We start from the raw sequence: 16,108 nt of genomic DNA on the forward strand, positions 1-16,108 counted from the left end.
GCGTTTAGCCCACGGTGCCGACGATCGAGACGTCGCGGTTTTCCGGGATTTCGTTGTACGACAGGACGTGCAGGCCCGGCGCAAACAGGCGCGCATAGCGCGCCAGCAGCGGGCGCACCTGCGGCAGCACCAGCAGCAGCGGCGGGGTGTGCTGCTGCTTCATCTGCTCGCGCGCCACCGGCATGTTGATCTGCAGCTGGGACAGCAGCTGCGGGTCGATCGGGTAATTGTCGAGCGCGACCTTGCCGCCGTTGTTCTGGCGTGCCTGGTTCAGGGAACCGAGCAGCATGTTTTCCAGTTCGGCCGACAGGTTAAAGGCCGGCATGTCCTTCTTCTTGCCGAACAGGCCGGCAACGATCTGGCGCCGCAGCGCGCAGCGCACCTCGGCCGCCAGCAGGATCGGGTCCTTGGTGGTCTCCGAACTGTCCAGCAGCGTGGTGGCGACCACCACGATGTCCTTCAGCGACACGCCCTCCCCCAGCAGCACGCGGAACACGCGCAGCAGCTGGGTGTGGGTCAACGCCTTCTCCAGCGCGCCGGCCAGCTTCGGCGACAGCGCCTGCAGGCGCTCCAGGATCGCCGGCACGTCTTCGTGACGGAACAGCTCGTGCAGGTATTCGCGCACCACTTTCGAGGTGTGGGTCGCGATCGCGCTCGAGACCTCGACCACCTGGTAGCCCAGGCCCAGCGCGTCGGCCTTCTGCTCCGGCGCGATCCAGGTGATCGCCATGCCGTAGGCCGGCTCGATGCCGGGGATGCCATCCAGTTCGCCGTAGACGTTGGGCGACGGGATCGCCATCAGGTGGTCCGGCATCACCTCGGCCTCGGCCACCACGATGCCCGACAGGCTGATCGCATACTGCGAAGGGCGCAGGGCCAGGTCGTCGCGCACGCCGATGTTCGGCAGCAGCATGCCCATCTGCTCGGACAGGCTCTGGCGCACGCCCTTGATGCGCTTAGGTAATGGTTCGCCCTGGGCCTTGTCGATCATGCCGACCAGCTTGTAGCCGACGGCGACCGTGACCGGCTGCACCACGGGCAGCGCCTGCCAGTCGAGGTCGGGGGCGCGCTCGTCGCGCAGCGCCGCTTCGATCGCGGCCACGCCCGCATTGTCGGGCGCCTTGACGATCTTGGTCAGGCGCCAGCCGACGTAGGCAACTACGCCGCCGAAGATGAAGAAGGTCACGGTCGGCATGCCCGGCACCAGGCCGAGGATGATCATCACGCCGGCGGCCGAGAACAGCACTGCCGGCTGGGCCAGCAGCTGGCCGCCGACCTGCTTCTCGAGGTCGCCCGATTCGCCGATGCGGGTCACCAGGATCGCCGCCGCCGCCGACAGCAGCAGCGCCGGGATCTGGGCCACCAGGCCGTCACCGATGGTCAGCAGCGCATACACCTTGAAGGCTTCGCCCAGCGGCAGGCCGTGCATCAGGGCGCCGATGGCGATACCGCCTACCAGGTTGATGATCAGGATCAGGATCGAGGCGACGGCGTCGCCGCGCACGAACTTCGAGGCGCCATCCATGGCGCCGTAGAAGTCCGCTTCGGCCGCGACATCCAGGCGGCGCTGGGTGGCCTTTTCCTGGTTAATCAGGCCTGCGTTCAGGTCGGCGTCGATCGCCATCTGCTTGCCCGGCAGCGCGTCCAGCGTGAAGCGCGCCGACACTTCCGAGATCCGCTCCGCGCCCTTGGTCACCACGATGAAGTTGATGATCATGAGGATCACGAACACGACCAGGCCGACCACGAAGTTACCGCCGATGACGACGTTGGCGAAGGATTCGATCACATGGCCGGCGGCGTCGGTGCCGGTGTGGCCGTTGAGCAGCACGACGCGGGTCGAGGCCACGTTCAGCGCCAGGCGCATCAGGGTGGTGCCCAGGATCACGGTCGGGAACACCGAGAAGTCGAGCGGACGCTTGGCCGTCACCGACACCAGGATCACGATCAGGGCCAGCACGATGTTGAACGTGAACAGCACGTCCAGCAGCACCGGCGGCAGCGGCAACATGATCATCGCCAGCAGCGCGATCAGGAACACCGGCCCGGCGAACTTCTGGCGCTTCAGCTCCGAAATGAAGGCGTTAAAGGAATTCATGCAGTAACCTCGCTCAGATGAGATGGAACGACCACCTCGTTGGGGAACCGTGGGGGCGCCTGGCGCCGGCCTGCACGGAACGCGTTCAGTTGTAGGACGTAATTCAGTACCTGGGACACCGCCTGGTACAGCTGCGCAGGGATCTGCTGCTGTACCTGGCTGGTGTTGTAGATCGCGCGCGCCAGCGGCGGCAGCGACAGGGTTTCGATCTGGTGCTCACGCGCGATGCGCTTGATGTACAGCGCCATCTCGTCCACGCCCTTGGCCACCACGAAAGGCGCTTCGGCGCGGTCGGTATCGTACTTCAGCGCCACCGCGTAGTGTTCCGGGTTGACGATCACCACGTCGGCCGTCGGCACGCTCTTGCGCACGCTGCGCTGGGCCAGCTGCTGCTGCAGCTGGCGGATGCGCTGCTTCACTTCCGGCCGGCCTTCGTTGCTCTTATGTTCTTCCTTGATTTCCTGCTTGCTCATGCGCTGGTCTTTGGTGAACAGGAAGGCCTGCACCGGCACGTCGATCAGGGCGAACACCACGAACACGGCCACCATGGCCATCAGGCCGTCCAGCATCAGGGCGGTGCCGCCGGCCAGCGCGTCCGGCAGCGCCATGCGCTGCAGCTCGACGTAGGCCTTGATGGCGGACGAGGTCACGTGCCACAGCACGAAGCCCAGCACGATCGCCTTGGCCGCCGAGGTAGCGAAACCGATCCAATGCTTTTGCGAGAACAGGTTGCCCAGGTTGGTCAAGGGGCTGAGGCGGCTGAACTTCGGCGCCAGGTTCTTGCTCGACACGATCCAGCCGCCGGGGAACATGCCGGCGGCGACGATCGCTACCGGAATCACCGCCAGCGGCAGCACCATTTTAATCAGGAGCATCAGCGCGCCCGTGAACACCACCGACATCGCGTTCTCAATGGCGCCCGCCTCGCCCAGCGGCACGTAGATCAGCCTGAACAGCGAACGGAAGGACTCGAGGTAACCGGGCAGCAGCATCGCGAACAGCTTCAGGCTCACCAGGATGCCGACCGCCGTCGACAGGTCGCGCGAACGGACGACCTGGCCTTCATCGCGCGCCTTTTTCAGTTTCTGCGCTGAGGGCTTTTCGGTCTTGTCGCCGCCGGTACCGTTATCGGCCATGCGCCATCCTCATCTGATCCTGCAGCATCTCCAGGATCTGGTTGGTCATCGACACGTAATGCTCGGGGATGAAACGCACCACCTGCACCAGCATCAAGAGGCCAAAAATCGTCACCAGCGAGAAGCCCAGCGAAAACAGGTTCAAACTCGGCGCGACCCGGTTCAGGAAACCGAACCCGATCTGCACCACCATTGTCGAAAACACGATCGGCAGCGCCAGCAGCACCGCCGCGGAAAACACCCAGGCCACGTTCAGCGCGATGGCCTCCAACAGCATCGGCCCGAAGCCGGCGCCGATCGGCCAGGCCTTGAAACTCTGGCCCGCCACGCCCATCAGCACCAGGTGGCCGTCGATCCCGAAGAACACCAGGATCGCGACCAGCGACATCAGGCCGGACACCACGTCCGAGGCTTGGCCGTTGACGGGGTCGTTCATCTGCGCCATCGAGAAGCCGATCTGGCTCGAGGCGATGAAGCCGAGCATGGTGATCACGGCCATCGCGAACTGCAGCGCCAGCCCGATCACGCCGCCGATCACGGCCTGCTCCATCATGGTGACCACGCCGGCCAGCGAGAACGGGTCGGGCATGGTCGCGACCTTCGTCACCGGCAGCATCATGAAGCTCAGGGCGACCGACAGCAGCGCGCGCACCGGCACCGGGACCGCACCCTCGCCCAGCACCGGGGCGGTCGAGAGCATGGCCATGATGCGGCAGAACGGCCACCACAGGGCATTCATCAGCGGCAGCAGGAAGCCGACCAGCTCCATGGTTCTATGCGGCTCCGCTAGGTCGCGAGCGTGGCCGCGCGCTGGAACACCGAGACGCAGTAATCCATCAGCGTCGAGGTCATCCAGTGGCCGGCGAGGATCAGCGCCGCCAGCGTCACCAGGAGGCGCGGCAGGAAGCTCAGGGTCTGCTCGTTGATCTGGGTCGCGGCCTGGAACAGGGCCACGATCAGGCCCATCACCAGGCCCGGCACCACCAGCACCAGCACCAGCAGCATCACGACCTGCAGGGCCTCGACCACCAGGTCGACTGCGATATCGGGAGTCATGTCTTTGCTTTCTTGACGCTAATAGCCGTGGATACTGCCGACCAGGGTGTTCACGGTCAGGGTCCAGCCATCCACCAGCACGAACAGCAGCAGCTTGAAGGGCAGCGAAATCACCAGCGGCGAGAGCATCATCATGCCCATCGCCATCAGCACCGAGGACACCACCAGGTCGATGATCAGGAAGGGAATGAACAGCATCGCCCCGATCTGGAAGGCGGTCTTCAGTTCCGACAGCACGAAGGCGGCCAGCTTCACGGTGAAGCCGCGCTGCTCGGGCGCCAGGTTGGCCGGCTCGCCCGCCAGGTGCGCGACTTGGGCCAGCGAGGTCTTGCTGGTCTGGGCCAGCATGAAGCGCGACACCGGCACTTCCGCGATCCGCAAGGCCTGCTCCAGACCGATCTTGTCCTTGTCATAGGGCAGGAAGGCGTCGCGCCACACGGCTTCGCCCACCGGGCGCATCACCAGGATGGTCAGGATCAGGGCGATGCCGGTGATGATCCGGTTCGGCAGGCCCTGCTGCAGGCCGAGGGCCTGGCGCAGCAGCGACAGCACGATCACGAAACGGGTGAAGCTGGTCATCATCATGACCATCACGGGCAGCAGCCCGAGCAGGGTCATCAGGACCAGGATCTGCGACTTGACCGTCATGCCCTGGGTCGAGCCGGGGATCACGCCGGGCAGGATGCTCGGTCCCTGCTGCTGGGCGTCGGCGGGGAGCGCGACCAGCAGCAGCGGCAAGACAAGCGCGCCGGCCACGGCCAGCGCGGTGCGGCGCGGGTGTGACATCACCCGCGCGCCGCGGACTGCCAGGGTCATGACGTCAGGGCGTCCAGGTTCAGGCCGTCGAGGTCGATGACCTTCAGGCCGTACTGCTCGCCGGCGACGACGACTTCGGCGCGGCCGATCGGCGCGCCGTTGACCTTGATGACCAGCGGTTCGCCCGCCAGGGCGTCCAGCGGCACCACCGAGGCCGGGCCGATCGCCATCAGTTCCTGCAGCGAGATACGGGCCGAGCCCACTTCCAGCGTCAGGGTGACCGGGATGCGGCGCATCATCTGCGGCAGCTGGCGCGCGGCGTTCTTGCCGGCGACCGCGGTCGCGGCGTCGACGCCTTCCAGGTCATCGATGATCACGTCGTCGCCCAGTTGCCCATTCAGTTGATCGTTCAGGTTCATATCAGATTTACTCGGCATCTTCAAAAGAGGTTAGACAGAGTTTTCCTTTGTGCTCGGCCACGGCGGCCGTGAACAGGCGCGATTCGTCCAGCAGCACGTCGGCGCGCCCGACCGACACGGGGATCACGTCCCCCACCTTCATCTCGAACAGCGCGCCCAGGGTCACTTCCTTGCTGACCAGGCGGCCTTCGAGCTTGACGAACAGGCCGGAGGACAGGCCGTCGTTGCCGGCGCGCGCGGTGCGCACGCTGTTGCGTTCTTCCTTCAGGCCCTGCAGCACGTGGGCCATCAGTTCCTGGTCCAGGCCGATCCAGCACTGGCTCAGCTGCTCGCCCTCGGCGCCCAGCGCGGACAGGGTAATGCGGATCACCCAGCCGGCCTTGCCGGGGGCGCTGGCCGGGGTCGGCGCTTCCACCACCGCGGCGTCCGCGCCCGGCACGTCCACGCCCACCGCATGCAGGCCTTCGGCCACGCGGGCGTTCAATCCTTCGACCAGCTGCGCGGTCAGGGTCGCGGCCAGCCTTTCCTCGGTGGCGGTGACGCGTTCGGCGCTGGGGTCGCGCGGCGCCGAGGCGCCGGGCGCCTTGTTCTTGCGGCCGTAGCGGCCTTCCAGCAATCCCAGCAGCAGGCTGCGCTCGAACGCCACCGCGGCGGTGCCGAGCGGGCCGGGCACCGCCAGCCAGCGCAGGGCCGCGTCGTCGGGGGCGCGCTCGAAGGACAGGTTCGCCAGCCGGTAGGCGCCCCAATAGCGGCGCCCGCCCGGTCCGCCCATCGCCGTGCCCAGGGCATCGGCGAAGCGGCGCGCGAACTTCGGCAGCAGGTGCACCGGGCGTCCCAGCAGGCTGGGATCGAGTACCTGGTACTTACTGGAGCGGTCGGCCCCGTCCTTGCGCGATCGGTCGAGTGGATTCATCGGCATTGTTTATTGGTCACTGGGAAACGGCGAATGACTTTTTTTCATTCCTCAAGGAAACTATTATACATGGAGATTTGCGCCAAATACTTTGACATTCGCCTTTGATTTCCCACTTGCCCTACGGTAATATCTCTCCTATCGCATTCGCTTCACCCGACCCTTCCCTAGTCGCACCACAGGGAAACCCCAGCAAAAGGGTCAAGAATAAAACGGCCGTTCGTAGACACCGATTTAACAATTAGAGCCGCTTACGAGGCTTTTTGACGACAAAAGAAGCCACACTTTGTCGTCTCCGCACAACAGGCGCAGCACACCTGCAGTACAACTTTTTAGCACTGGAATGACGTAATGGGAACCGAACTTGCCGGTCTGATCAAAGCTGACCTTGCAGCACTGACAAACGAAGCCAATCGCCTGTCCATCGCGCCGGCCGCCAATCCAGCGCCGAACGGTGCATTTAACAATTCATCCGGCACTTTTTCCTTCACTCAGACCATGAAGGATGCGATCGCCAGCGTCGACCAGGAAGACCGCGCCGCCGGTGAGCGCATGGCGGCCGTGGATGCCGGCAAGAGCGACGACCTGGTGGGCGCCATGCTGGCCAGCCAGCAAGCCAGCCTGTCCTTCTCGATGTTGATGCAGGTACGTAACAAAGTGATGGGCGCGGTCGACGAACTGATCAAGCTCCCGGTCTGACCTCTCCCTTATTGCAGAGACGCGAAGAGAATAACCCGTGATTTCCTCCATCAAAGCCGCCATGGGCGGCAAGAAGCCGGCCCTGCCCGCCCTGCCGCCTGCGCTGCGCAACAACCTGTCCCTACTGCTCGGACTGGCCGTGGCCATCACCGCCGCCGTCATGCTGTTCCTGTGGCAGGACCAGTCGAACTACAAGCCGGTGTTCGGCGCGCGCGAAAAGGTCGCCGCCAGCGACATGATGAGCGTGCTGGAAGCCGAGCAGGTCCCCTACCGCATCCACCCGGAGAGCGGCCAGGTGATGGTGCCGTCCGGCGAACTGGGCAAGGTGCGCATGCTGCTGGCCGCCAAGGGCGTGACCGCCCAGCTGCCGGCCGGCCTGGAACTGATGGACCGCAATGACCCGCTGGGCGTGTCGTCCTTCGTGCAGGACGTGCGCTTCCGCCGCGGCCTCGAAGGCGAACTGGCGCAGAGCATCCTGACCATGGACGCGATCGCCTCGGCGCGCGTGCACCTGGCGATCGCCAAGACCAGCTCGTTTGTTGCCGGCGCCAGCGACCAGTCCTCGGCCTCGGTGGTCGTTGCAGTCAAACCCGGTCGCACGCTGTCGAACGAACAGATCGCCGCCATCGTCAACATGGTGTCGAGCAGCGTCGCCAACCTGAGCCCGAGCCGCGTGTCGCTGGTCGACCAGGCCGGCAACTACCTGTCCTCGCGCGTGGATCTCACCGACGGCTTCGACGGCCAGGTGCAGGGCGATACCGCCTCCAAGCACTTCACCGACGACGTGCGCAAGAACGTCAACGAACTGCTCGGCCCGGTGCTGGGCGCGAATAACTTCCGCCTGTCGGTCACCGCCGACGTCGACAACGACAAGGTCGAAGAGACCCAGGAAAAGTACGGCGAAGCCCCGAAGGTCACCAGCGAAGCGATGCGCGAAGAGATGGAGCGCAACCGCATGGCCCTGGGCGTGCCGGGCACCCTGTCGAACCGTCCGCCGCAGGCCGCCGCCGATCCGGCCGCCGCGCAAGCCGCAGCGCAGAACCCGGACGCCGCTGCCGCCAAGCCGGACGACGGCAGCGCACGCAAGAACGCCACCACCCGCCAGTACGCCTATGACCGTGCGATCACCCAGATCAAGCGCTCGCGCGGCCGCCTGAAGAAGCTGTCGGTGGCGGTGGTGCTGAACAATGCCAGCGCCGCCAACCCGAAAGTCGGCTATACCCCGGCCGAACTGGCCAACATCGAAAAGATCCTGAAGGGCGGCCTGGGCATCGACGCCACCCGCGGCGACGTGCTGACCGTTTCCAGCCTGAGCTTCCCGGCTGCGCCGGTGGCCCAGGAATGGTGGCAGGAACGCGACAACGTGGTCGACATGACGAGCTACGGTATGTATGCTCTCGCCGCTCTGCTCGGCTACCTGCTGCTGGCCCGTCCGCTGCTGCGCGCGGTGACCTCGCGCCTGGCGCCGCAGCCGCCGCTCGTCCCCGCTGCACCGGCCCTGCCGGGCATGCCTGGCGGCGCCGCAGCCACCCCGGACGGCATCGCGGCCCTGCCGGGCGCGGCCCCCGCGGCCCTGGGCGCTCCGGCTGTCACCGAGAACACCCCGGGCAAGATGCCGGTGGTCCCGCTGCTCGAAAACTACGACCTCCCGCCGGCCGGTTCGGCCGTCGACGTGATGGTCGACCATCTGAAAGTCCTCGCCGGCAAAGAGCCTGAGCGCGTTGCCGAAGTCGTCAAACAATGGGTACAGAAAAAACATGGCCGAACTGAATAACCTCGATGGCGAACAAGCCGTCCTGACCCCGGTCGAGCAGGCCGCCATCGTGCTGCTCTCGATCGGCGAAGAAGGTGCGGCCGCCGTGCTGCGCTGCCTCGAGCGTGAAGAACTGCTGGAACTGACCCAGGTCATGTCGCGCATGAGCGGCATCAAGGTCGACGCCGTGAAGTCGGCGGTCCAGAACTTCTTCGACGACTATCGCCAGCAAAGTGGCCTGCACGGCGCCTCGCGCAGCTACCTGAAACGCTCGCTCGACCTGGCGCTTGGCAGCGACATCGCCAACAGCGTCCTGAACACCATCTACGGCGACGAGATCCGCCCGATGATGGCGCGCCTGCAGTACGCCTCGCCCAAGTGGCTGGCCGAGTTCATCGCGACCGAGCACGTGCAGATGCAGGCCGTGTTCCTGGCCTTCCTGCCGCCGGTGCTGGCCTCGCAGATCCTGGAAGCGCTGCCGCTGGATGGCCGCGAACTGGTGCTGCTGAACATGGCTCACCTCGATGAGATCGAGCGCGACGTCCTGCACGAACTGGAAGAACTGGTGAACCGCTGCCTGTCCGCTCTGGATACCCAGAGCGCCAGCGTGGAAGGCGTGCGCCAGGTCGCCGAGATCCTCAACCGCCTGCAGGAAAACCGCGCCGGCATGGTCGAACTGCTGCGCGCCCACGATCCGGAAGTCGTGACCCAGATCGAGATGTCGATGTACGACTTCTTCATCCTGTCGCGCCAGACCGAACAGGTCATCACCCGCCTGCTCGACGAAGTGCCGCTGGAGCAGTGGGCGATCGCGCTCAAGGGCGCCGAGCCGGCCTTGCGCGATGCGATCCTGAGCGCGATGCCGAAGCGCCAGGCCCAGAGCTTCGAAGACCTGATGCGCCGTTCCGGTCCGGTGCCGATGTCGCGCATCGAGCAGACCCGCCGCGAGATCATGGCCACCGTCAAGGACCTGGCCGACTCCGGCGAAATCGACATCCAGCTGTTTGCCGAGGCGACTGCCGAATGAAGCAATTCAGGGCTTATCACTTCCCTCCCCTGTACCAGCTCACCAGCGCCCTGCCCAAGGGCGAAGGCAACGGCGCGGGCGTCGGCTCGGCCGAAGAATGGCAGGCCGCGCTGTCCGACGGCTACCGCCAGGGCCAGCGCGAAGGCTACGAGGCGGGCCTGGACCAGGGCCGCTCGGAAGGCTTTCCGATGGGGCAAAGCGAAGGCCTGCAGCGCGGCATCGAGGATGGCCGCGCCATGGCTGCCGAGCAGTTCGAGCAGTTGGCCAAGCCGGTCGATGCCATGCTCAAGGGCCTCAAAAAGCTGAAGACGGACATGCGCGCGGCCCAGCGCAAGGAAGTCGTGGACCTGGTCGGCAAGATTGCGCGCCAGGTGATCCGCGCCGAACTGGCCCTGCAGCCGGTGCAGCTGCTCGCCCTGGTGGAAGAAGCCCTCGCCGTGATGCCGGCTTCGCGCGATGCGGTCGAGGTGTTCCTGAATCCGGAAGAACTGCGCCGCGTGCTCGAACTCGATCCGAAGCGCGCCAAGAAATGGACCCTGCTGCCCGACCCGGCGCTCGAACCCGGCGAGTGCCGCGTGCGCTCGGGCGACAATGAAGTCGATGCCGGCTGCCAGGGCCGCTTGAGCGCCGTGATGGATCAGGTGCGCGACCAGCTGCTGGACGCGGAGGACGAAGAATGACGGCCCTCGCCGCCAGATTACGCGCGGTCGAACTCGGGGCGGTGCCGGTCGCCACCCCGACCGGCCGCCTGGTCGGCGCCCAGGGCCTGCTGCTGGAAGCGGTCGGCTGCCCGCTCCACACCGGCCAGCGCGCCCGCATCGAGACCGTCGACGGCGGCTGGATGGACGCGCAGGTGGTCGGCTTCAAGGAAAAGATCAGCTACCTGATGCCCTTCAAGAAGGCTTCGGGCCTGGCGACCGGCGCCCGCGTGCTGCCGGTGCAGGAGAAAACCGAACTGATGATCGGCGCGTCCTGGATGGGCCGCATGGTCAACGGCATGGGCGAGCCGATCGACGGCCTGGGCAAACTGGGCGGCGACCAGCCGCTGTCGACCACCCCGCCGAAGGTCAACCCGCTGCGCAAGGCGCCGGTGGAAGAACCGCTGGACGTCGGCGTGCGCGCGATCAATTCGATGCTCACCATCGGCAAGGGCCAGCGGGTCGGCCTGATGGCCGGTTCCGGCGTCGGTAAATCGGTGCTGCTGGGCCTGATCACGCGCCAGACCGTGGCCGACGTGATCGTGGTCGGCCTGATCGGCGAGCGTAACCGCGAGGTGCGCGAATTCGTCGAGAAGTCGCTCGGCCCGGAAGGCCTGAAGCGCGCCGTCCTGGTGGTGGCGCCGGCCGACGAGTCGCCCCTGATGCGCGTGATGGCCACCGAACTGTGCCACTCGATCGCGGCCCATTTCCGCGACCGCGGCCAGAACGTGCTGCTGCTGTGCGATTCGCTGACCCGCTACGCGATGGCGCTGCGCGAAGTCGCGCTCTCGCTGGGCGAGCCGCCGGCCACGCGCGGCTACCCGCCCTCGGTGTTCTCGAACCTGCCGCAGCTGGTGGAATCGGCCGGCAACGGCGAGAACCCGAAAGGCAGCATGAGCGCGATCTACACCGTGCTGGCCGAAGGCGACGACCAGCAGGACCCGGTGGTCGATTCGGCGCGCGCGATCCTGGACGGCCACATCGTGCTGACGCGCGAACTGGCCGAACGCGGCCACTATCCGGCGATCGACGTCGCCCAGTCGATCTCGCGCTGCATGGCGCAGGTGGTGCCACAGGAGCACGCCCTCGCCGCGCGCAAGCTGAAGGCCGCGCTGGCGAAACACGCGCGGGTGCGCGACCTGATCCCGCTCGGCGCCTATGTGCCGGGGGCGGATCCGGAAACCGACAAGGCGGTGCGCCTGCACCCGCACATCGAAGCCTTCCTGTGCCAGGGCACGCGTGAAGAAGCGCCGATGACGGGCTGCGTCGAACAACTGAAAGCGATGATGTCATGAAGCGCGAACGCACCATCGCCAGCCTCGGCACCCTGGTAGAACTGCGTTCGCTGGACGTGGACCGCCTGCAGGCCGACCTGGCCAGCCAGGAAGCGACCCGTGCGCGCTACCAGAACAACCTGGCGCGCCTGGATGCGCTGGCTACCGGCAGCGGCGCCACCGGCAGCCTGCCGCCGGCGCTGGCGCTGAACTGCGGCGCCTACAAGCAGAACGTGATGGCGATGGCCGACCTGCACCGCACCGACCTGGCCCTGCACGAGGCCAATATGGCGGTGTCGCAGCGCAAGCTGGTCGACGCCTGGGCAAAGAAAGAAGTACTGGGCAAGGTGCTCGAGCAGGAGCAGGTCGCGCACGCCCGCGAACAGGACCGCGCGCAGCGCAAGCGCGAAGACGACATCGCCACGCAATCGTGGATGGCAGGCCGCCCGGCGGCATAACAAGAGCAAGGAGAAGCACATGGCATCGGCAATCACCGCACCAACCTACGACCCGGTCAACACCGCGAATGCGCTGGCGGACAAGTACGTCATCGCGCGCCAGCAGATCCTGGACGCCCAGACCAAAGAGACGGCCGCCACCATGAAGGGCCTGAACGACCTGAACTCGGCGCTGCTGTCCTTCCAGAGCAGCCTGAGCACGTTGTCGGGCACCGGCAAGAGCATGTATGCGCAGGCCGCCACCTACAGCGACACTTCCTTCGGCAGCGCCACCGCCAGCGCCACCGCGGCGGCCGGCACCTATTCCTTTTTCGTCAAGCAGCTCGCCACCGCCAGCCAGGTGTCCTACACCGGTCTGACGGACAACGCGGGCGTGGCCGGCACTCTGAACATCAACATGGCCGGGTCGCTCGCCTTCGCGGTCAACCTGAACGCGGCCGACACCGACGCCAACGGCATCCTGTCCACGCGCGAACTGGCCGCGGCGATCAACAGCGCCACCGGCAATACCTCGATGGTCACCGCCTCGATCGTCACCACCGGCGCCACCTCGGAACTGGTGCTGACCGCGAAGAATACCGGCGCCAACACCGCGATCACGATCGACACCTCCGCCGTCACCGGCCCGTCGAGCCTGAAGGCCGCCAACGGCGATCCGACCCGGGTGCGCACCCTGGCGGCAGCCCAGGACGCCGAGATCCGCGTCGGCTCCGAAACCGGTACCGCGATCACCCAGGCCAGCAACACCTTCACCAACATCGACGGCGTGAAGATGAGCTTTACCAAGGCGCAGGCCAGCGGCAGCACCCCGCTGACGGTCACCGTGGGCGCCGACAGCGCCGCCACCGTCGCCAACGTGCAGGCCTTCGTCGACGCCTACAACAAGCTCAAGGCCGTGCTGAACAAGCTGACCGACGCCGGCGACCCGGCGACCGGCGCCGCCGCCGGCGCGTTCGCCCACGACGGCGGCATCCGAGCGCTCAACGACCGCCTGGTGTCGCTGCTGCGCCCGACCACCAGCGGCGACACCCTGGCTTCGTTCGGCATCATCGCCACCAAGGAAGGCACCCTGGAGCTGCGCACCGACCGCCTGCAGAAGCAGCTGGCGCTCAAGCCCACCGGCCTGGACGCCATCATCGGCACCGCATCCTCGTCGACCCCGACCGGCATCGCCGGCGCGCTCGACAAGTTCATCAAGGGCTGGAGCAACAGCACCGATGGCCAGATCAAGAAGCGCAAGGAAGCCACGACCAACCAGCAGGACGCGATTACCGACCGCCAGGCTGTCCTCGACCAGCAGCACGAAGCGGCCTACAACCGCTACCTGAAACAGTTTACGGCCCTGGCCAACCTGCAAGGCGCCATGACCAACAACCTGTCGATGTTCGACGCCCTGTTCGGCAACAACAAAGACTAAGCCCGCACCTCAACACGGAAACCATCATGTCCTATCAGGAAGCCTACGGCAGCTACCACGCCGTCAACCTCGATGCGCAGACCTCGCGCGCCTCGCCGGTGGAACTGGTCCTGCTGCTCACCGACGGCCTGCTCGACGAATTGGCGCGCGCCCGCGCCCACATCGTCGCCAAGCGCTACGAAGCCAAGGCGGCCAGCATCGACAAATGCGTCGAGATCATCAACGGCCTGTCCAGCTCCCTCGACTTCGAGCAGGGCGGCGAGACCGTCGCCAACCTGGCCCGCATCTATGACTTCTGCGCCCAGCACCTCCAGGGCGCCGGCATCAAGCTGGACCCGAACATGGTGGACGAAGTGATCCGCGTGCTGACCACCATCCGCCAGGGCTGGAAAGGCGTCCAGGAGCGCAATGGATAGGAGCCGCGCCATCGACCGCCTGGCGGTCGTGCTGACCGATGCCGGCGCGCGCGCCGACTGGCCGCTGCTGGGCGCGGCCGTGCGCGAGCTCGGCCCGCAGCTGCAGGCCCTGGGCGCCGGCCGCCCGTGGAGCACGGACGAGCGCCGCGCGCTCGCGCGCCTGCGCGCCGCCCACGACGGCGCGGCCCAGGCAGTGGCGGCGGCCAGCGCGCAGCTGCAGGCGCGCATGGACGACATGCTCGCCAACAAGGAAGGCTGGATGGCCTATGCCCTCGCGGGCGAACTCGAACCTGGTAATACCCAATCATGAACATCACGATGAATAGCCCGACCCTGCCGGCGTCCAGCGATGCCGCGAGCGTGACCGGCGCGGCGCCAGCCGACGGCCTGCCGCTCGACCCCGCACTGGCTGCAGCCCAGCCGGGCGTTCCCGCGCCGCTGGCCTTCCTGCAGTTCATGCAGATGGACGCCGTGGTCCCGGGCGACGCATTGCCGCAGCCGGAACTGGCGGGCGAAGCCCCCATCGACCCGCAGGCCGCCCCGGTCGCCGCCGAGGAACAGGAAGAAAGCAGCGACGCCGCGGCCGAGCCGCTGACGGCCGCCATGAGCCTGCCATTGACCCCGGCCATGATGCTGGCCATGCCGGCCGCCCTGAGCACCGCCCTGCCTACCGCCGTGCGCTTCGCCGCCGGCACGCAGGAACGCCAGCAGCGCGCCGGCGATGCCGTCGTGACCGCAGCCACCGGTGGCGCGGACGCCGTCGAACTGCCGGCAGCCATTGCCGCCTCCCTGCCGCAAGCCGCCCAGCCGGTCGCCGAGGCCAGCGCGCAGCAGGCCCGCGCCGGCGCCGCGGTGGCCCAGCCGGCCGCCGCTCCGCAGCAGCCGGCAGCCCCTGTGGCCGCTGCGCCGGCGCGCGAAGCCGGCGCCGACGGCCAGGCCGCAGCCGGCAACGGCAACGGCAACGGCGCGAATGCCGCCTTCGGCGTCAGCGCCCCCGCTACCCAGAGCGCCGCGCCGCGCGACGGCGGCACCCTGACCCTGTCCGGCCCGCCGACCGCATGGCGCCAGAGCCTGCAGGATGCGCTGGGCGATCGCCTGAACCTCCAGCTCGGCAAGAATGCCGAGCAGGCCGTGATCCGCCTCGAGCCGCCGATGCTGGGCCGGGTCGAGATCTCGATCCGCCACGCCGCCGGCAGCCTGGAAGTGAACATCACCGCCACCCACAGCGAAGTGCTGCGCCAGCTGAACACCGTCAGCGACAACCTGCGCAGCGACCTGGCGCAGCGCCAATACACGGATGTATCGGTCAACGTCAGCCAGGCCACTCCGCGTGCCCAGGCGACGGCACAGTCGGGCGCCGGCTTCGGCACGGATGCCCAGGGCCGCGGGCGCCAGCAGGGCCAGGACCAGGACGAACGCGCCCCGGGCGCGGCCCTGGCCGAAGCCAACCAATCCACCTCGCCGTTCTCCCTGAACGGGCGCGCGTGAGTCTGAACTAAGGCCAAGAACATGAACAGCAAAGCCAAACTGATGGTCGCCTTCCTGGGCGTCGCCCTCCTCGCCGCCGGCGCCGCCGGCGGTGCGATGTGGTACCTGGCGCCGGCCCATGCCGCCAAGGGCGCCGCCGCCGAGGCGCCGAAAGCGGCGCCGGAAAAGAAACCGACCAAGTACGTCACCCTCGACAAGGTGATCGTGATGCTGCGCCGCGCGCCCAACGAGACCGCGGCCCACTACCTGTCGGTCGACCTGGTGCTGGCCACCACCGCCGAGCTGGAGAAGGAAGCCAAGGAACACCTGCCGCTGCTGCGCTCGATCGCCGTGTCTTCGCTGTCCTCGCACACGCTGGCCGAGGCCAACGCCATGACCGTCGACCAGTACGCCGCGCAGCTGAACAAGACCTTCAACGCCAGTTATGAAAAGGAAAACCACGAAAAGCCGTTTTCCGAAGTCATGATCGGCAAGCTGATCATTGAATAAAGCGTGAGCAG

Annotated in this window: 18 protein-coding genes; 11 read left to right on the forward strand and 7 right to left on the reverse strand. The window is 66.9% G+C overall.

Translation table 11 applies throughout. From position 1 onward, the window contains the following. Positions 1 to 4: 4 nt before the first annotated feature. From GV068_RS04140 to GV068_RS04170, 7 genes are read right to left on the reverse strand one after another with little or no spacing between them, the layout of a single operon-like run. Positions 5 to 2,098: a flagellar biosynthesis protein FlhA gene (locus tag GV068_RS04140; RefSeq protein WP_159696130.1), complete on the reverse strand. Its 2,094-nt coding sequence runs from the start codon at positions 2,096 to 2,098 to the stop codon at positions 5 to 7. Then, positions 2,095 to 3,234: a flagellar biosynthesis protein FlhB gene (locus GV068_RS04145; RefSeq protein ID WP_159696131.1), complete on the reverse strand. Its 1,140-nt coding sequence runs from the start codon at positions 3,232 to 3,234 to the stop codon at positions 2,095 to 2,097. The genes GV068_RS04140 and GV068_RS04145 overlap by 4 nt, the downstream gene beginning before the upstream one ends. Then, positions 3,224 to 4,003: a flagellar biosynthetic protein FliR gene (gene fliR, locus GV068_RS04150; RefSeq protein WP_159696132.1), complete on the reverse strand. Its 780-nt coding sequence runs from the start codon at positions 4,001 to 4,003 to the stop codon at positions 3,224 to 3,226. Before fliR ends, GV068_RS04145 begins: the two co-directional genes overlap by 11 nt. A gap of 17 nt (positions 4,004 to 4,020) precedes the next feature. Then, positions 4,021 to 4,290, reverse strand: a complete 270-nt coding sequence (gene fliQ / locus GV068_RS04155; protein ID WP_159696133.1) for a flagellar biosynthesis protein FliQ — start codon at positions 4,288 to 4,290, stop codon at positions 4,021 to 4,023. 18 nt (positions 4,291 to 4,308) lie between these two features. Next, positions 4,309 to 5,106, reverse strand: a complete 798-nt coding sequence (gene fliP, locus GV068_RS04160; RefSeq protein WP_373888403.1) for a flagellar type III secretion system pore protein FliP — start codon at positions 5,104 to 5,106, stop codon at positions 4,309 to 4,311. Next, a complete protein-coding gene (locus tag GV068_RS04165; RefSeq protein WP_373888404.1) occupies positions 5,103 to 5,465 on the reverse strand; it encodes a FliM/FliN family flagellar motor switch protein in 363 nt (120 codons plus the stop codon). Before GV068_RS04165 ends, fliP begins: the two co-directional genes overlap by 4 nt. Before the next feature lie 7 nt (positions 5,466 to 5,472). Then, positions 5,473 to 6,378: a FliM/FliN family flagellar motor switch protein gene (locus GV068_RS04170; RefSeq protein WP_159696135.1), complete on the reverse strand. Its 906-nt coding sequence runs from the start codon at positions 6,376 to 6,378 to the stop codon at positions 5,473 to 5,475. A gap of 351 nt (positions 6,379 to 6,729) precedes the next feature. Between GV068_RS04170 and GV068_RS04175 the strand changes: the two genes are divergently transcribed. Genes GV068_RS04175 through GV068_RS04225 form a run of 11 tightly spaced genes read left to right on the forward strand, consistent with a single transcriptional unit; the run spans position 6,730 to position 16,097 of the window. Beyond that, on the forward strand, positions 6,730 to 7,077 hold the full coding sequence (locus tag GV068_RS04175; RefSeq protein ID WP_159696136.1) for a flagellar hook-basal body complex protein FliE: 348 nt from the start codon (positions 6,730 to 6,732) through the stop codon (positions 7,075 to 7,077). 37 nt (positions 7,078 to 7,114) lie between these two features. Beyond that, the gene (gene fliF / locus GV068_RS04180) at positions 7,115 to 8,851 is read left to right on the forward strand and encodes a flagellar basal-body MS-ring/collar protein FliF (protein ID WP_373888405.1); all 1,737 of its coding nucleotides are present in this window, start codon (positions 7,115 to 7,117) and stop codon (positions 8,849 to 8,851) included. Further along, complete coding sequence (locus GV068_RS04185; protein ID WP_159696137.1) at positions 8,835 to 9,857, forward strand: FliG C-terminal domain-containing protein; 1,023 nt, start codon at positions 8,835 to 8,837, stop codon at positions 9,855 to 9,857. Before fliF ends, GV068_RS04185 begins: the two co-directional genes overlap by 17 nt. Then, entirely contained in the window at positions 9,854 to 10,537 is a 684-nt protein-coding gene (gene fliH, locus GV068_RS04190; RefSeq protein WP_159696138.1) for a flagellar assembly protein FliH, read from the forward strand. Before GV068_RS04185 ends, fliH begins: the two co-directional genes overlap by 4 nt. Next, positions 10,534 to 11,850 carry a flagellar protein export ATPase FliI gene (gene fliI, locus GV068_RS04195; protein ID WP_159696139.1) on the forward strand — a complete coding sequence of 439 codons (1,317 nt, stop codon included), beginning with the start codon at positions 10,534 to 10,536 and terminating at the stop codon, positions 11,848 to 11,850. Before fliH ends, fliI begins: the two co-directional genes overlap by 4 nt. Continuing rightward, the gene (locus tag GV068_RS04200) at positions 11,847 to 12,287 is read left to right on the forward strand and encodes a flagellar FliJ family protein (protein ID WP_159696140.1); all 441 of its coding nucleotides are present in this window, start codon (positions 11,847 to 11,849) and stop codon (positions 12,285 to 12,287) included. Before fliI ends, GV068_RS04200 begins: the two co-directional genes overlap by 4 nt. A gap of 19 nt (positions 12,288 to 12,306) precedes the next feature. Then, positions 12,307 to 13,704 carry a flagellar filament capping protein FliD gene (gene fliD / locus GV068_RS04205; RefSeq protein WP_159696141.1) on the forward strand — a complete coding sequence of 466 codons (1,398 nt, stop codon included), beginning with the start codon at positions 12,307 to 12,309 and terminating at the stop codon, positions 13,702 to 13,704. A 26-nt stretch (positions 13,705 to 13,730) separates the two neighbouring features. Continuing rightward, entirely contained in the window at positions 13,731 to 14,120 is a 390-nt protein-coding gene (fliS, locus tag GV068_RS04210; protein WP_159696142.1) for a flagellar export chaperone FliS, read from the forward strand. Further along, complete coding sequence (locus GV068_RS04215; protein ID WP_159696143.1) at positions 14,113 to 14,430, forward strand: hypothetical protein; 318 nt, start codon at positions 14,113 to 14,115, stop codon at positions 14,428 to 14,430. The genes fliS and GV068_RS04215 overlap by 8 nt, the downstream gene beginning before the upstream one ends. Next, the gene (locus tag GV068_RS04220; protein WP_159696144.1) at positions 14,427 to 15,608 is read left to right on the forward strand and encodes a flagellar hook-length control protein FliK; all 1,182 of its coding nucleotides are present in this window, start codon (positions 14,427 to 14,429) and stop codon (positions 15,606 to 15,608) included. Before GV068_RS04215 ends, GV068_RS04220 begins: the two co-directional genes overlap by 4 nt. A 21-nt stretch (positions 15,609 to 15,629) precedes the next feature. Further along, positions 15,630 to 16,097 (forward strand): flagellar basal body-associated FliL family protein, encoded by a 468-nt coding sequence (locus GV068_RS04225; protein ID WP_159696145.1) that lies wholly within the window; start codon positions 15,630 to 15,632, stop codon positions 16,095 to 16,097. Positions 16,098 to 16,108: the final 11 nt, after the last annotated feature.

Origin of the sequence: Massilia sp. 9I, from assembly GCF_902506415.1 — a bacterium.
In the GTDB taxonomy this organism is placed as follows: Bacteria; Pseudomonadota; Gammaproteobacteria; order Burkholderiales; family Burkholderiaceae_D; genus Telluria.

What these genes read in the sequence shown, in the direction of transcription:
- GV068_RS04140 (WP_159696130.1), bottom strand. Translation starts at nt 2,098, where the DNA reads ATGAATTCCTTTAACGCCTTCATTTCGGAGCTGAAGCGCCAGAAGTTC.
- GV068_RS04145 (WP_159696131.1), bottom strand. Translation starts at nt 3,234, where the DNA reads ATGGCCGATAACGGTACCGGCGGCGACAAGACCGAAAAGCCCTCAGCG.
- fliR (WP_159696132.1), bottom strand. Translation starts at nt 4,003, where the DNA reads ATGGAGCTGGTCGGCTTCCTGCTGCCGCTGATGAATGCCCTGTGGTGG.
- fliQ (WP_159696133.1), bottom strand. Translation starts at nt 4,290, where the DNA reads ATGACTCCCGATATCGCAGTCGACCTGGTGGTCGAGGCCCTGCAGGTC.
- fliP (WP_373888403.1), bottom strand. Translation starts at nt 5,106, where the DNA reads ATGACCCTGGCAGTCCGCGGCGCGCGGGTGATGTCACACCCGCGCCGC.
- GV068_RS04165 (WP_373888404.1), bottom strand. Translation starts at nt 5,465, where the DNA reads ATGAACCTGAACGATCAACTGAATGGGCAACTGGGCGACGACGTGATC.
- GV068_RS04170 (WP_159696135.1), bottom strand. Translation starts at nt 6,378, where the DNA reads ATGAATCCACTCGACCGATCGCGCAAGGACGGGGCCGACCGCTCCAGT.
- GV068_RS04175 (WP_159696136.1), top strand. Translation starts at nt 6,730, where the DNA reads ATGGGAACCGAACTTGCCGGTCTGATCAAAGCTGACCTTGCAGCACTG.
- GV068_RS04185 (WP_159696137.1), top strand. Translation starts at nt 8,835, where the DNA reads ATGGCCGAACTGAATAACCTCGATGGCGAACAAGCCGTCCTGACCCCG.
- fliH (WP_159696138.1), top strand. Translation starts at nt 9,854, where the DNA reads ATGAAGCAATTCAGGGCTTATCACTTCCCTCCCCTGTACCAGCTCACC.
- fliI (WP_159696139.1), top strand. Translation starts at nt 10,534, where the DNA reads ATGACGGCCCTCGCCGCCAGATTACGCGCGGTCGAACTCGGGGCGGTG.
- GV068_RS04200 (WP_159696140.1), top strand. Translation starts at nt 11,847, where the DNA reads ATGAAGCGCGAACGCACCATCGCCAGCCTCGGCACCCTGGTAGAACTG.
- fliD (WP_159696141.1), top strand. Translation starts at nt 12,307, where the DNA reads ATGGCATCGGCAATCACCGCACCAACCTACGACCCGGTCAACACCGCG.
- fliS (WP_159696142.1), top strand. Translation starts at nt 13,731, where the DNA reads ATGTCCTATCAGGAAGCCTACGGCAGCTACCACGCCGTCAACCTCGAT.
- GV068_RS04215 (WP_159696143.1), top strand. Translation starts at nt 14,113, where the DNA reads ATGGATAGGAGCCGCGCCATCGACCGCCTGGCGGTCGTGCTGACCGAT.
- GV068_RS04220 (WP_159696144.1), top strand. Translation starts at nt 14,427, where the DNA reads ATGAACATCACGATGAATAGCCCGACCCTGCCGGCGTCCAGCGATGCC.
- GV068_RS04225 (WP_159696145.1), top strand. Translation starts at nt 15,630, where the DNA reads ATGAACAGCAAAGCCAAACTGATGGTCGCCTTCCTGGGCGTCGCCCTC.